We start from the raw sequence: 15,032 nt of genomic DNA on the forward strand, positions 1-15,032 counted from the left end.
CTAATCGCTCCAATAGCAATGGAAGAGGGATTAAGATTCGCTATCCGTGAGGGTGGAAGAACAGTAGGAGCAGGAGTAGTTGCTTCTATAATTGAATAATTAAAAAAAAAGAGAAGGATATCTTCCTTCTCTTTTTTTCTCGACGAATTGGGAAAAAATATAACAGTATATTTTTTTGAAAATAATTGACATAAGTATAGAAATGTGATACCTTTTATAAGGTAATACTTATAATACCAGTAATCTATGTGTGAAAATAATAGATTGCTTTAAGATATGGACAGGACAAATTAGGAGGTGTGCCAAATGAGAGTTAAAGTAATTTTAGCATGTACTGAATGTAAACAAAGAAATTACAATACAACTAAAAACAAGAAAAACAATCCAGACAGAATAGAATTAAAAAAATATTGTAGATTCTGTAAAACACATACTACTCACAAAGAAACAAAATAGTTTATAGAAGGATGTGACGTGGGAATGTCGGCTCAAACTAATACAAATTCGAATAAAGAAAATACTAAAAGCATAGGTAGATTCTTGAAAGAAACTAAAGGGGAACTTAAAAAAGTTCATTGGCCAAATAAAAAAGAGCTAACTAAATATACTGGAGTAGTTCTAATGACATGTCTTTTCATGACTGTATTAGTATGGGCGGTTGATTCCGGTATAGGATTCTTGTTAAAGCTTATGCTAAATAGATAATTCCGTAAAGGAGGTCAGTGTCATCTGATTTTAGGTGGATGGCAGTTAAAGATAATATGTCAGAATTGGAACAAGCCAGATGGTATGTTGTGCATACTTACTCAGGTCACGAAAATAAAGTTAAAGCCACTATTGAAAAAGCAGTTAAAACTAGAGGTATGGAAGATTTTATCCTAGATTTATCTGTTCCTACTGAAGAAATAGTAGAAACTAAAAATGGCAAGACCAAATCTAAACAAAGAAAAATATTCCCAGGATATGTTTTGATCAAGATGATCATAACTGATGAATCTTGGTATATAGTTAGAAACACTAAAGGAGTAACTGGATTCGTAGGTCCGGGATCTAAACCGGTTCCGTTATCTGAAGAAGAAGTTAAAACTATGGGTGTTGAAAAGACAACTTTAGAGATAGATTTCGAAGTTGGAGAAGCTATAACGGTTAAGTATGGACCGTTTGAAGGATTTATGGGAAATATTGAAGAAATAAATCTAGAAAAAGAAGTTGTAAAAGTATTAATATCGATGTTTGGTAGAGAAACTCCAGTTGAACTGGAATTCGATCAAATAGAGAAAATATAATTTAAAGAAACAAACATATCAAGGAGGTGTACTAAAATGGCTAAAAAAGTTATAGGACAAATAAAATTACAAATACCTGCAGGAAAAGCTACTCCAGCTCCACCAGTAGGACCAGCATTAGGACAACATGGTGTTAACATAATGGGATTCTGTAAAGAATTTAATGCTAAAACTGCAGATAAGGCTGGATTAATAATTCCGGTTGTTATAACAGTTTATCAAGATAGATCTTTCTCTTTTATAACAAAGACTCCACCAGCTGCAGTATTACTTAAGAAGGCTGTTGGTTTAGAATCAGCTTCTGGAGAGCCTAACAAGACAAAGGTTGCTACTATATCTAAAGATAAAGTAAGAGAAATAGCTGAGATGAAAATGCCTGACTTAAATGCTGCTACAGTTGAAGCTGCTATGAGTATGATAGCTGGAACTGCTAGAAGTATGGGTATCGTTGTAGAAGACTAATATTAACTTAAAAAGTGGGAGGTAAAATTACCGCTATAAACCACGAGGAGGTAAATGAAATGGCTAAAAAAGGAAAAAATTACTTAGAAGCTAGTAAGTTAGTTGATAAGAACAGATTATATGATGCTTCTGAAGCATTAGGATTAACAGTTGAAGCTGCTAAAGCTAAATTTGATGAAACAGTTGAAGCTCACATTAAATTAGGTGTGGATTCAAGACATGCAGACCAACAAGTAAGAGGAGCTGTGGTTCTTCCGCACGGAACTGGTAAAACAAAAAGAGTTTTAGTATTCGCTAAAGGAGAAAAAGCTAAAGAAGCAGAAGCAGCAGGAGCAGATTTTGTTGGAGCTGAAGAATTAGTTGCTAAGATCCAAGGTGAAAACTGGTTTGAATTTGATATAATTGTTGCAACTCCTGATATGATGGGTGTTGTAGGAAGATTAGGTAGAGTACTTGGACCAAAAGGTTTAATGCCGAATCCTAAGTCTGGAACAGTTACATTTGATGTTGCTAAGGCTATAGATGAAATAAAAGCTGGTAAAGTTGAATATAGATTAGATAAAACTAATATAATTCACGTTACAGTTGGAAAAGTTTCATTTGGAAAAGAAAAATTAGCAGACAACTTTGTAGCTTTAATGGAAGCTGTTATAAAAGCTAAGCCATCTGCTGCTAAAGGACAATATTTAAGATCTGTTACAGTAGCATCTACTATGGGTCCTGGAGTTAAAATAAACCCAGCTAGAGTTGCAGAATAATAAAAAAGCTTGACATAGATAAAAAAATGTTTTATAATAAAAAAGTTGAAAAAAATAAATGTTTTACCGTAGACAGTAGGTGCTTTACAGCTTAAACTTACCTACCGAGGTTTTCTATAAATTAATTAATTTAGAGAATAAAGCCTTTGTATGTCTACATACAAAGGCTTTTATAATGTACGGTGGAACATATAAAATAGACGAAGGAGGTGGAGACCTAAATGTCTAAGATTGTAGAATTAAAAGGACAAGTTGTTTCAGAAATAGCTGGAAAATTAGAAAAGTCTTCGTCAACTATAATTGTTGATTATAGAGGATTAACAGTGGAAGAAGTTACAGAACTTAGAAAGAAGTTCAGAGAAGCTGATGTAGAATACAAAGTTTACAAGAATACTCTTGTAAGAAGAGCAGCTAAACAAGTTGGAATCAACGATTTAAATGATGAAACATTAGTTGGACCAAATGCAATAGCTTTTGGATATGAAGATCCAGTTGCTCCAGCAAGAGTTATAAGTGATTTCATGAAAGATCATCCAAAACTAGAACTTAAAATGGGTATAGTTGAAGGTGAATTCTATGGAAAAGAACAAATTGAAGAATTCTCTAAGATTCCTTCAAGAGAAGTTCTTATTGCAAAATTACTTGGCAGCTTAAAAGCTCCAGTTTCAAACTTTGCATACTTAATAGATGCTTTAATCAAGAAGCAAGAAGGACAAGAAGCTTAATAAATTAACGTTTAATAAAATATCGGAGGTGCTTAAAAATGACTATAGAGCAAATTTTAGAAGCTATAGAGAATATGAAAGTTTTAGAATTAAATGAATTAGTTAAAGCTGCAGAAGAAAAGTTCGGAGTATCTGCTTCTGCGCCAGTAATGATGGCTGGAGCTGCTGGTGGAGCTGCTGCTGAAGAGAAAACTGAATTCGACGTAGTATTAGTTGAAGCAGGATCTTCAAAAGTAGGAGTTATCAAAGCAGTTAGAGAAATAACTGGACTTGGATTAAAAGAAGCTAAGGCTGTAGTAGACGGAGCTCCAAAAGCTGTTAAAGAAGGAGCTTCAAAAGAAGAAGCTGAGCAAATCAAAGAAAAATTAGAAGCTGCGGGAGCTAAAGTAGAAGTAAAATAATTTACTTTAGAAAAAAAGGTGCCAATTGGCACCTTTTTTTATGCGTTTTAAAAAAATCAAAAAATAAGCTTATAAAACATTCATAATTAAATTCGAAATGGACATAATAGAAAATAATGGAATGAATAAAAGAACTAAAAGTTTTATTTCTAATATAAAAAATCACATTAAACTCAATTAACATTTTTAATGAAAATATATTGACCTATTGACAAAAATGTGATAATATTATTGAATGCATTGGAATGGAAAAAAAATTGTTTTTAAGTTTTATTTTTATTATGAGAGGTGAAAATGGAATGCCACATCCTGTCACAATAGGTAGAAGAACAAGAATGAGCTTTTCTAAAATTAATGAAGTTGCAAAACTTCCCAACCTTATAGAAATTCAACTAGATTCCTATGATTGGTTTTTAGAAGAAGGACTAAAAGAAGTTTTTGAAGATATTTCGCCTATAGAAGATTACACAGGTAATCTTATCTTAGAGTTTGTAGATTATTCCCTAGATGAAAAACCTAAATACGAAGTAGAAGAATGTAAAGAAAGAGACGTTACTTACTCAGCACCGTTAAAAGTCAAAGTTAGACTTATAAACAAAGAAACGGGAGAAGTTAAGGAACAAGAAGTTTTCATGGGAGACTTCCCGTTGATGACTGAAAAAGGTACATTTATAATAAATGGAGCAGAAAGAGTAATCGTAAGTCAGCTTGTTAGATCACCTGGTGTATATTTTAGCCAAGAGAGGGATAAAACAGGAAAGAGACTGATTTCATCTACAGTTATACCTAACAGAGGAGCATGGTTAGAATATGAAACTGATTCTAATGACATAGTATCTGTTAGAGTTGATAGAACTAGAAAACAACCTGTAACTGTACTGCTAAGAGCTTTAGGTTTTGGAACGGATACGGAAATAATAGAACTTTTAGGTGAAGACGAGAGATTATATGCAACAATTGAAAAAGATAATACTAAGACAGTAGAAGAAGGTCTTATAGAAATATACAAAAAATTAAGACCAGGAGAACCTCCTACAGTTGAGAGTGCTTCTTCTTTATTAAATTCACTATTCTATGATGCTAAAAGATATGATTTAGCTAAAGTCGGAAGATATAAATTCAATAAAAAATTAGCTTTAGCATATAGAATCATAAACAAAATAGCGGCACAAGATATAGTTAATACAGAAACTGGAGAAGTTTTTGTAAAAGAAGGAGAAAAAATATCTATAGAACAAGCCAAATCTATACAAAATTCAGGAATAAATGTAGTTAAGGTTTATTCTGATGAAGATAAAGAAGTTAAAGTTATAGGAAATAACTTTGTAGATATAAAAGAACACGTATCATTTGATTTAAGTGATTTAAAAATAAAAGAAAAAGTTCACTACCCTACGTTAAAAGAAATACTAGATACATATAGTAGTGAAGAAGAAATAAAAGATGCTATAAAGGATAATATAAGAAAATTAATACCTAAACACATAATATTAGATGATATTATAGCCTCTATAAATTATCAATTTAACTTATTCCACAAAATAGGAAATATCGATGATATAGACCATTTAGGAAATAGAAGAGTAAGATCTGTTGGAGAATTGCTTCAAAATCAATTCAGAATAGGTCTTTCTAGAATGGAAAGAGTTATAAAAGAAAGAATGACAATACAAGATATAGAAGTTGCAACTCCTCAAGCATTAATTAACATAAGACCAGTTGCAGCGGCTATAAAAGAATTCTTCGGAAGTTCTCAGTTATCTCAATTCATGGATCAAACGAATCCATTATCGGAGCTTACACATAAGAGAAGATTATCAGCGCTTGGACCTGGTGGTCTTTCAAGAGAAAGAGCAGGGTTTGAGGTTCGTGACGTTCATCACTCTCACTATGGAAGAATGTGTCCTATAGAGACTCCAGAAGGTCCAAATATCGGACTTATCAACTCGCTTGGTACTTATGCTAAAATAAATGAATATGGATTCATTGAAGCCAGCTATAGAAAAGTAGATAAAGCAACTGGAGTAGTAACAAATGAGATACATTATTTAACTGCAGATGAAGAAGAGATATATGTAAGAGCGCAAGCTAATGAACCACTTGATGCTGAAGGAAGATTTGTAAACAAAAGAGTTACATCGAGAACAACTAATGGTATTGTTAAAGTGGTACCAAAAGATTTAGTTGACTATATGGATATATCTCCAAAACAAGTTGTTTCTGTTGCAACAGCTATGATTCCTTTCCTTGAAAATGACGATGCCAATCGTGCATTAATGGGATCGAACATGCAACGTCAAGCAGTTCCTCTAGTTAGGAGAGAATCTCCTATCATAGGAACTGGAATAGAGTATAGAGCAGCTAAAGACTCTGGAGCTGTTGTTGTAGCGAAAAACTCTGGAATTGTTGATAAATTAAGCGCGGATGAAATAGTTATAAAAAGAGAAGATGGAAACAAAGATAGATATAATATGCTTAAATTTAAGCGTTCTAACCAAGGAACATGTATAAATCAAACTCCTATAGTAAATAAGGGAGATAAGATTGAAAAAGGTGATGTTATAGCAGATGGACCATCTACAGACATGGGAGAAATCGCATTAGGTAGAAACTGTCTTATAGCATTCATGACTTGGGAAGGTTATAACTATGAGGATGCAATACTTATAAATGAAAGATTAGTAAGAGAAGATAGACTATCTACTATTCATATAGAAGAATATGAAGCAGAAGCAAGAGATACAAAACTTGGACCAGAAGAAATAACAAGAGATATACCTAATGTTGGAGAAGATGCTATTAAAAATCTAGACGATAGAGGAATAATTAGAATAGGTGCAGAAGTAAAATCTGGAGATATTCTAGTAGGAAAGGTAACTCCTAAAGGAGAAACTGAACTTACTGCAGAAGAAAGACTTCTTCGTGCCATATTCGGAGAAAAAGCTAGAGAAGTTAGAGATACTTCTTTAAAAGTTCCTCATGGTGAGTCCGGAATAATAGTAGATGTTAAGGTGTTTACAAGAGAAAACGGAGATGAATTGCCTCCAGGAGTAAATGAACTTGTAAGATGCTATATAGCTAAGAAGAGAAAAATAAACGTAGGGGATAAAATGGCTGGACGTCATGGAAATAAAGGGGTTATATCTAGAATTTTACCTGAAGAAGATATGCCATTTATGGAAGACGGAACACCAGTAGAAATAGTCCTAAATCCTCTAGGGGTTCCATCTCGTATGAACATCGGACAGGTCCTAGAAATTCATTTAGGTCTTGCAGCTAAATCATTAGGATGGCATGTTGCTACATCTGTATTTGATGGAGCAAAAGAGGAAGATATAAGAGCAGCTTTAAAAGATGCTAATTATCCTGAAGATGGAAAACTTAGACTATGTGATGGAAGAACAGGAGATGCATTTGACAATAGAGTAACTGTTGGATACATGTACATGTTAAAACTACATCACTTAGTTGATGATAAGTTACATGCTAGAAGTACAGGTCCTTACTCGTTAGTTACACAACAGCCTCTAGGTGGTAAGGCACAATTTGGAGGACAAAGATTTGGAGAGATGGAGGTTTGGGCTCTTGAGGCTTATGGTGCATCTCATACATTACAAGAAATACTAACGGTAAAATCAGATGATGTAATAGGACGTGTAAGAACATACGAAGCTATTGTTAAGGGTGAAAATATTCCTGAACCAGGAATTCCTGAATCGTTCAAAGTGTTAATAAAAGAGCTTCAAAGTTTATGTCTTGATGTAAAGGTATTAACAGAAGAAGACCATGAAATAGAAGTAAAAGAGTCTGTAGAAGAATATGAAGTTAATGAGAATTTTGAACCTATTATTTCTAGTGAACAAGATATAGAAGAATTAGAATCTATAGAAGAAGTTGATGAAGATCTTGAAATAGATTTTGATGAATCTTTATTAGAAAATGATTTAGATGAAGATGATTTAGATGAAGAATTTGATTTTTAATAAAATATAATAAAAGATGCTTAATGCTAGTTTGAATAAACTAGCATTAAGGCATTATAAAAAAAAATAAAGTTAATGAATTTAAATCCCAAAAAAAGAAGGGAGAGAACTCCTTGTTTGAATTAAATAATTTTGAGTCAATAAAAATAGCGTTAGCATCTCCTGAAAAGATAAGACAGTGGTCAAAGGGAGAAGTAAAAAAGCCGGAAACTATAAATTATCGTACTTTAAAACCAGAAAAAGATGGATTATTTTGTGAAAGAATATTTGGTCCAACTAAAGACTGGGAATGTCACTGTGGAAAATACAGAAGAGTTAGATATAAAGGTGTAGTATGTGATAGATGTGGAGTTGAAGTAACTAAGTCTAAAGTTAGACGTGAAAGAATGGCTCATATAGAGCTTGCAGCTCCTGTGTCTCATATATGGTATTTCAAAGGAATTCCAAGTAGAATGGGACTATTACTTGATATGTCGCCAAGATCGCTTGAAAAAGTTTTATATTTTGCATCTTATATAGTTATAGACGCAGGTGAAACTGGTCTTACGGAAAAACAGCTTTTAACAGAAAAAGAGTACAGAGATGCTCAAGATAAGTATGGAAATACATTCAAAGCAGGAATGGGAGCTGAAGCTGTAAAAGAACTTTTAGTTAAAATTGACCTGGAATCTTTGTCAAAAGAATTAAAATCAAAACTAAAAGATAGTACAGGACAAAAAAGAGTCAGAACTATAAGAAGAATGGAAGTTGTAGAAGCTTTCAAAAAATCTGATAATAAAGCAGAGTGGATGATACTTGATGTAATTCCTGTAATACCTCCAGATTTAAGACCTATGGTTCAATTAGATGGAGGAAGATTTGCAACTTCAGATTTAAATGACTTATACAGAAGAGTTATAAATAGGAATAACAGATTAAAGAGATTATTAGAATTAGGAGCACCTGATATAATTGTTAGAAATGAAAAGAGAATGCTTCAAGAAGCGGTAGATGCTCTTATAGATAATGGTAGAAGAGGTAGACCGGTAACTGGACCTGGAAATAGACCATTAAAATCTTTATCTGACATGTTAAAAGGAAAACAAGGACGTTTCCGTCAAAACCTTCTTGGTAAGCGTGTTGACTATTCAGGACGTTCTGTTATAGTGGTAGGACCAGAACTTAAATTTTATCAATGTGGTCTTCCTAAAAAAATGGCTTTAGAATTATTCAAACCGTTTGTAATGAATGCACTTGTATCAAAAGGATATGCTCATAATATAAAGAGTGCAAAAAGAATGGTGGAAAAAGTAAAATCAGAAGTATGGGATGTTTTAGAAGAAGTAATAAAAGGGCATCCAGTATTACTAAATCGTGCTCCTACTCTTCATAGACTAGGAATACAAGCTTTTGAACCAACTTTAGTAGAAGGTAAAGCTATAAAATTACACCCACTAGTTTGTTCGGCTTATAATGCGGATTTTGATGGAGACCAAATGGCAGTTCACGTACCTTTATCTGTTGAAGCACAAGCTGAGGCTAGATTCTTAATGTTGTCTCCTAACAATATATTAGCACCTAAGGATGGTTCTCCTATAACTACTCCAACTCAGGATATGGTACTTGGAAGTTACTACTTAACTATAGAAATTGATGGAGAAAAAGGAGAAGGAAGCATATTTAAGGATTATAACGAAATGCTTCTTGCATATAATACTGGAGCGGTTGGACTTCATACTAAGGTCAAAGTAAGAAAGAAATTAGAAGACAATAAATCTGTATTAGTAGAAAGTACTGTAGGTAGATTTATATTTAATGAAAATATACCTCAAGATTTAGGATTTGTCGATAGAAGTGAAAGTGAACATTCGTTAGAAGTAGACTTCTTAGTTGACAAAAAACAACTAGGAAAAATTATAGATAAATGTTTTAGAAAACATGGAAATACTATAACTGCTATAATGCTTGATGATATAAAAAATCTAGGATTTAAATTCTCGACAAGAGGAGCTATAAGTATCGCAGTTGCAGACATGATAATACCTGATGAAAAACCACAGTTAATATCAGCAGCTGAAGAAATGGTAGAGAAATATGAAAGAGCTTATAGAAGAGGTCTTATATCAAATGAAGAAAGAGAAGAAAAAGTTATAGAAACTTGGACTAATACTACTGAAGAAGTTACAGATGCTCTTATGAACAGCTTGGGTCGTTTAAATAATGTATTTATAATGGCTCATTCAGGAGCCAGAGGTAGTAAGAACCAAATAAGACAGCTTGGAGGAATGCGTGGTCTTATGGCCAATGCATCTGGTAAGACGGTAGAGATACCAGTTAAAGCCAATTTCCGTGAAGGTCTTACTGTACTTGAGTACTTTACATCTTCGCATGGTGCCAGAAAAGGACTAGCAGATACAGCGCTTCGTACAGCCGATTCAGGATACTTAACTAGAAGACTTGTTGATGTCAGTCAAGATGTTATAGTTAGAGAAGTTGATTGTGGAACACAAGAAGGTGTTTGGGTATCAGCATTTAAAGATGGAAATGAAGTAATAGAAGAATTATATGATAGAATAGTTGGAAGATATACTCTTGATGCAATAGTAGATCCTCAAACTAATGAAGTTTTAGTAGGAGCTGATTCTAAAATAGATGAAGATCATGCCAAAAGAATAATAGATGCAGGAATTGAAAAAGTGAAAATAAGATCTATACTTAACTGTAAAACTTCTCATGGAGTTTGTTCTAAGTGTTATGGACGAAATCTTGCTACTGGTAAAGAAGTTAATATAGGTGAGGCAGTAGGTATAATAGCTGCTCAATCTATAGGTGAGCCGGGTACACAGCTTACAATGCGTACTTTCCATACAGGAGGAGTTGCAGGAGGAGATATAACACAAGGTCTTCCGAGGGTAGAGGAGTTATTTGAAGCTAGAAAGCCTAAAGGACTTGCAATAATAACAGAAATTTCAGGTACTGTTCAACTTGATGAAACAGGAAAGCAAAAAGAAGTTACTATATTAAATGAATTTGGAGAAACAAAGACTTATTCAATACCTTATGGATCAAGAATTAAAGTTAAACAAGGACAATTTTTAGAAGCTGGAGATCCTATAACTGAGGGATCTATAAATCCGCATGACATACTAATGGTAAAAGGTGTTCTTGGAGTTCAAGATTATATAGTTAAAGAGGTTCAAAGGGTATATAGAATGCAGGGTGTTGACATTAATGACAAACACGTTGAAGTTATTGTTAGACAAATGCTATCTAAAGTTAAAATAGATGATCCAGGAGACACTGATTTGCTTCCAGGAGGACTTGTAGACATACTTGAATTTAATGCTGAAAATGAAAAAACAGTTGCAAATGAATTAAGACCAGCAGTTTCAAAGAGAGTTTTATTAGGAATAACTAAAGCATCTCTTGCTACTGAATCATTCTTATCTGCTGCTTCGTTCCAAGAAACAACAAGAGTATTAACTGAAGCGGCTATAAAAGGAAAAGAAGATAATCTGATAGGTCTTAAAGAAAATGTAATTATAGGTAAATTGATACCTGCAGGAACAGGAATGAAAAGATATAAGAATATAGCTATTGAAAAAGTAGAAGAATAAAAAATAGCTTAATTGACATGCTATATAGTATAATTAAATTTTGATAACACTAAAACATTACAATTCTTTTCTTTATCTACAGGATAAAGAAAAGAATTGTAAATTATAGGATAAAATTACAATAACGTTTTTTAAAGATATATTGACACTGGCCAGTATATAATGTTAAAATGTTAAAGTGTGCAAATTTAAGAAAGTGGACTTTTGAATATTTATCAGATTACACTTTAATCTTTTGAGTATTTAATAAGGAGGAAACTTTAATGGATTTACAAAGCTTAAAAAATGAAAAAAAAGTAATTGGCACCAAACAAGCAATTAGAGCCTTAAAAGAAAATAAGGTCAAAGTAGTTTTCATAGCACAAGACGCAGAAAAGCATGTTACAAAACATGTGGAAGAATTATCGAAACAAAATAACGTAGATACAATCTACGTTGATTTCATGGAGGAACTAGGCAGAAATTGTAATATACAAGTAGGAGCTGCCATAGTTGCTGTTTTGAAATAGTTGGCCGCTAACTAAAATATTGGAAGGAGGTGCGAACCATGCCAACAATAAATCAATTAGTTCGTAAAGGAAGAAAGGCAATAGAGAAGAAATCTACTGCTCCAGCTTTACAAAAAAGTTTTAACTCATTAAACAAAAAAACTACAAATACTAGTTCGCCACAAAAAAGAGGAGTTTGTACTTCTGTTAAGACAGTAACTCCTAAAAAGCCTAACTCAGCTTTAAGAAAGATTGCCAGAGTTAGATTAACTAATGGAATAGAAGTTACTGCTTATATCCCAGGAGAAGGACACAACTTACAAGAGCATAGTGTTGTTCTTATAAGAGGTGGAAGAGTTAAAGACTTACCAGGAGTTAGATACCACATACTAAGAGGTACTTTAGATACTGCTGGAGTTGAAAACAGAGGTCAATCAAGATCTAAGTATGGTACTAAAAAGCCTAAGGTTAAAAAATAATTTAAAAAAGATAATTTGAAAAATCGTTCGGTGCTTTAAATATATATAAATATTTACGGCATCACGGCAAATAATAAGTTTGTCGAGTACCGATGATCTAAAAGAGATTAAGGAGGGAAGTATAATGCCAAGAAAAGGTAATGTTCCAAAAAGAGAAATTTTACCTGATCCGATATACGGAAGTAAGGTTGTTACTAAATTAATAAATAACTTAATGTTAGATGGTAAAAAAGGGAAGTCACAAAATATTGTGTACGGAGCTTTTGAACTTATAAAAGAAAGAACTGGAGAAGAGGCATTAGAAGTTTTCGAGAAAGCTATGAATAACATAATGCCAGTGCTTGAAGTTAAAGCTAGACGTGTTGGAGGAGCTAACTATCAAGTACCAATTGAAGTAAGACCAGAAAGAAGACAAACTTTAGGTCTTAGATGGTTAGTTAAGTATACTAGAGCTCGTGGAGAAAAGGGCGCAGTAGAAAAATTAGCTAAAGAAATAATGGATGCTGCTAACAATACAGGAGCATCAGTTAAGAAGAAAGAAGATACTCATAAAATGGCAGAGGCTAATAAGGCATTTGCTCATTACAGATGGTAAAATATATAGAAACTGATAAAGTTCATATCAGAAAGGAGGATACCTGTGGCTAGACAATTTCCTTTAGAAAAAACTAGAAATATAGGTATAATGGCCCATATAGATGCAGGAAAAACTACTACTACTGAAAGAATTCTGTTCTATACTGGCGTTACTCGTAAAATAGGAGAAACTCATGAAGGAGCTTCTCAAATGGACTGGATGGAGCAGGAGAAAGAAAGAGGTATAACAATTACTTCGGCTGCTACAACTTGTCAATGGAATGGAAATAGAATAAATATAATAGATACTCCCGGACACGTAGACTTCACTGTTGAGGTTGAAAGATCTCTTCGTGTTCTTGATGGATCAGTTGCAGTTTTCTGTGCAAAGGGTGGGGTTGAACCTCAATCAGAAAATGTATGGAGACAAGCTGATACTTATGGAGTTCCAAGAATTGCATTTGTAAACAAAATGGATAGAACAGGTGCGGATTTCTTCAACGTTGTAGAAATGATGAAGGATAGATTAGGAGCTAATGCAGTTGCGGCTCAATTACCAATAGGTAATGAAGAGGAATTTAGAGGTATTGTTGATCTTGTTGAAATGAATGCAAGAATATACAAAGATGACTTAGGTCAAGATATGGAAACTGTAGAAATACCTGAAGATTTAAAAGATCAAGCCCAAGAATATAGAGAAGCATTAGTTGAAACTGTTGCTGAAACAGATGAAGAGTTAATGATGAGATATTTAGAAGGCGAAGAAATATCTAATGAAGAATTAAGAGTTGCTTTAAGAAAAGCTGTTATCGCTTGTGAAGTAAACCCAGTATTCTGTGGTACTGCTTATAAGAACAAAGGGGTACAGTTATTATTAGATGCAGTTATAGATTACATGCCATCTCCACTTGAAGTACCAGCTATAACTGGTATAACTCCAGAGGGAGAGGAAGAATCTAGACCATCTTCTGATGAAGAACCTTTTGCAGCTTTAGCATTCAAGATAATGGCAGATCCATTTGTTGGAAAGCTTGCTTTCTTTAGAGTTTATTCTGGTGTATTAGCAGCTGGTTCTTATATAATCAACTCTACTAAGAATAAAAAAGAAAGAGTTGGACGTATATTACAAATGCATGCTAACTCAAGAGAAGAAATCTCTGAAGTTTATGCAGGTGATATAGCTGCAGCTGTTGGACTTAAAGATACTACTACTGGAGATACTTTATGTGATCCAAATCATCCAATTGTTCTTGAGTCAATGGAATTCCCAGAGCCTGTTATTTCGGTTGCTATAGAACCTCAATCTAAGGCAGCTCAAGAAAAAATGGGTATAGCTCTTCAAAGACTTGCTGAAGAGGATCCAACTTTTAGAGTTCGTACTGATGAAGAAACAGGACAAACTATAATATCTGGTATGGGTGAACTTCACCTTGAGATTATAGTAGATAGAATGTTAAGAGAATTCAAAGTAGAAGCTAACGTTGGAGCTCCACAAGTTGCATACAGAGAAACTATTACTCAAGAAGTTGATATTGATCATAAATACTCTAAGCAATCTGGTGGTAGAGGTCAGTATGGTCACGTTAAGATTAAAGTTAGACCTACTGAGCCAGGAGTAGGCTATAAGTTTACTAATAAGGTAGTTGGGGGATCAATCCCTAAAGAATACATTGGACCAATTGATACTGGTATCCAAGGAGCTATGGAAGCGGGTATTGTAGCAGGATATCCAGTTGTAGACGTTGAAGTTGAATTATATGATGGTTCTTACCATGATGTCGATTCATCTGAGATGGCCTTCAAAGTTGCAGCTTCTATGGCATTTAAAGAAGCTATGAGAAAAGCAAGCTCAATTCTTCTTGAGCCATACTTCAAAGTAGAAGTAGTAACTCCAGAAGATTACATGGGAGATGTAATGGGTGACTTAAACTCTAGACGTGGTAGAATAGAAGGAATGGAAGCTAGATCAGGTGCACAAGTAATAAATGCATATGTTCCACTTTCAGAAATGTTTGGATATTCGACAACTTTAAGATCAATGTCTCAAGGTCGTGCGACATATACAATGATATTCGATCACTATGAGCAAGTTCCAGCATCTGTTGCTAAAAAAGTAGCAGAAGGAAAATAATATAAAAAAATGGTAGGGATATAAAAATCCCTACCTTAATATAAGGAGGAATAAAAAATGGCAAAAGCTAAATTTGAAAGAACTAAACCGCATGTTAACATCGGAACAATAGGACACGTTGACCACGGTAAAACAACATTAACAGCA

General features: G+C 33.6%; 14 protein-coding genes, 1 pseudogene and 1 other annotated feature. All 15 genes and pseudogenes read left to right on the plus strand.

What is annotated here, in order from left to right:
* Window positions 1-99, plus strand: a pseudogene (locus WJW32_RS12620) (EF-Tu/IF-2/RF-3 family GTPase); the annotation flags it as partial.
* A gap of 207 nt (window positions 100-306) precedes the next feature.
* Window positions 307-456 (plus strand): 50S ribosomal protein L33, encoded by a 150-nt coding sequence (gene rpmG, locus WJW32_RS12625; RefSeq protein ID WP_277732349.1) that lies wholly within the window; start codon window positions 307-309, stop codon window positions 454-456.
* A gap of 24 nt (window positions 457-480) precedes the next feature.
* Window positions 481-705: a preprotein translocase subunit SecE gene (gene secE, locus WJW32_RS12630; RefSeq protein WP_340258872.1), complete on the plus strand. Its 225-nt coding sequence runs from the start codon at window positions 481-483 to the stop codon at window positions 703-705.
* Window positions 706-761: 56 nt separating this feature from the next.
* Entirely contained in the window at window positions 762-1,286 is a 525-nt protein-coding gene (nusG, locus tag WJW32_RS12635; RefSeq protein WP_277734784.1) for a transcription termination/antitermination protein NusG, read from the plus strand.
* Between the two features lie 36 nt (window positions 1,287-1,322).
* Complete coding sequence (gene rplK, locus WJW32_RS12640) at window positions 1,323-1,748, plus strand: 50S ribosomal protein L11 (protein ID WP_277732350.1); 426 nt, start codon at window positions 1,323-1,325, stop codon at window positions 1,746-1,748.
* A 59-nt stretch (window positions 1,749-1,807) separates the two neighbouring features.
* Entirely contained in the window at window positions 1,808-2,506 is a 699-nt protein-coding gene (gene rplA, locus WJW32_RS12645; protein ID WP_340258874.1) for a 50S ribosomal protein L1, read from the plus strand.
* Window positions 2,507-2,554: 48 nt separating this feature from the next.
* Window positions 2,555-2,689: a sequence feature (ribosomal protein L10 leader region), on the plus strand.
* 38 nt (window positions 2,690-2,727) lie between these two features.
* Window positions 2,728-3,231, plus strand: coding sequence for a 50S ribosomal protein L10 (gene rplJ, locus WJW32_RS12650; protein ID WP_340258876.1), 504 nt, complete (start codon window positions 2,728-2,730; stop codon window positions 3,229-3,231).
* 38 nt (window positions 3,232-3,269) lie between these two features.
* Window positions 3,270-3,632: a 50S ribosomal protein L7/L12 gene (gene rplL / locus WJW32_RS12655; protein ID WP_248481122.1), complete on the plus strand. Its 363-nt coding sequence runs from the start codon at window positions 3,270-3,272 to the stop codon at window positions 3,630-3,632.
* A 299-nt stretch (window positions 3,633-3,931) separates the two neighbouring features.
* Window positions 3,932-7,615, plus strand: coding sequence for a DNA-directed RNA polymerase subunit beta (rpoB, locus tag WJW32_RS12660; RefSeq protein ID WP_340258879.1), 3,684 nt, complete (start codon window positions 3,932-3,934; stop codon window positions 7,613-7,615).
* A 113-nt stretch (window positions 7,616-7,728) separates the two neighbouring features.
* Complete coding sequence (rpoC, locus tag WJW32_RS12665) at window positions 7,729-11,211, plus strand: DNA-directed RNA polymerase subunit beta' (RefSeq protein WP_340258881.1); 3,483 nt, start codon at window positions 7,729-7,731, stop codon at window positions 11,209-11,211.
* A 263-nt stretch (window positions 11,212-11,474) separates the two neighbouring features.
* Window positions 11,475-11,720: a ribosomal L7Ae/L30e/S12e/Gadd45 family protein gene (locus WJW32_RS12670; protein ID WP_340258883.1), complete on the plus strand. Its 246-nt coding sequence runs from the start codon at window positions 11,475-11,477 to the stop codon at window positions 11,718-11,720.
* Between the two features lie 38 nt (window positions 11,721-11,758).
* Window positions 11,759-12,178 (plus strand): 30S ribosomal protein S12, encoded by a 420-nt coding sequence (rpsL, locus tag WJW32_RS12675; RefSeq protein WP_340258885.1) that lies wholly within the window; start codon window positions 11,759-11,761, stop codon window positions 12,176-12,178.
* 124 nt (window positions 12,179-12,302) lie between these two features.
* Window positions 12,303-12,773, plus strand: a complete 471-nt coding sequence (rpsG, locus tag WJW32_RS12680; RefSeq protein WP_099191125.1) for a 30S ribosomal protein S7 — start codon at window positions 12,303-12,305, stop codon at window positions 12,771-12,773.
* A 45-nt stretch (window positions 12,774-12,818) separates the two neighbouring features.
* Complete coding sequence (gene fusA / locus WJW32_RS12685) at window positions 12,819-14,885, plus strand: elongation factor G (RefSeq protein ID WP_340258888.1); 2,067 nt, start codon at window positions 12,819-12,821, stop codon at window positions 14,883-14,885.
* Between the two features lie 57 nt (window positions 14,886-14,942).
* Window positions 14,943-15,032: GTP-binding protein (locus tag WJW32_RS12690; protein WP_217643993.1), on the plus strand; the 90-nt coding region annotated here is incomplete at its 3' end.

This window comes from Tepidibacter sp. Z1-5 (assembly GCF_037844525.1).
Classification (GTDB): domain Bacteria; phylum Bacillota; class Clostridia; order Peptostreptococcales; family Peptostreptococcaceae; genus Tepidibacter_A.

Bases quoted from the DNA above. Each gene is read 5' to 3' on its own strand.
- nusG (WP_277734784.1), top strand. From the start codon at position 762: ATGTCAGAATTGGAACAAGCCAGATGGTATGTTGTGCATACTTACTCA.
- rplA (WP_340258874.1), top strand. From the start codon at position 1,808: ATGGCTAAAAAAGGAAAAAATTACTTAGAAGCTAGTAAGTTAGTTGAT.
- rplL (WP_248481122.1), top strand. From the start codon at position 3,270: ATGACTATAGAGCAAATTTTAGAAGCTATAGAGAATATGAAAGTTTTA.
- secE (WP_340258872.1), top strand. From the start codon at position 481: ATGTCGGCTCAAACTAATACAAATTCGAATAAAGAAAATACTAAAAGC.
- rpsG (WP_099191125.1), top strand. From the start codon at position 12,303: ATGCCAAGAAAAGGTAATGTTCCAAAAAGAGAAATTTTACCTGATCCG.
- rpoB (WP_340258879.1), top strand. From the start codon at position 3,932: ATGCCACATCCTGTCACAATAGGTAGAAGAACAAGAATGAGCTTTTCT.
- rplJ (WP_340258876.1), top strand. From the start codon at position 2,728: ATGTCTAAGATTGTAGAATTAAAAGGACAAGTTGTTTCAGAAATAGCT.
- rplK (WP_277732350.1), top strand. From the start codon at position 1,323: ATGGCTAAAAAAGTTATAGGACAAATAAAATTACAAATACCTGCAGGA.
- WJW32_RS12670 (WP_340258883.1), top strand. From the start codon at position 11,475: ATGGATTTACAAAGCTTAAAAAATGAAAAAAAAGTAATTGGCACCAAA.
- rpsL (WP_340258885.1), top strand. From the start codon at position 11,759: ATGCCAACAATAAATCAATTAGTTCGTAAAGGAAGAAAGGCAATAGAG.
- rpmG (WP_277732349.1), top strand. From the start codon at position 307: ATGAGAGTTAAAGTAATTTTAGCATGTACTGAATGTAAACAAAGAAAT.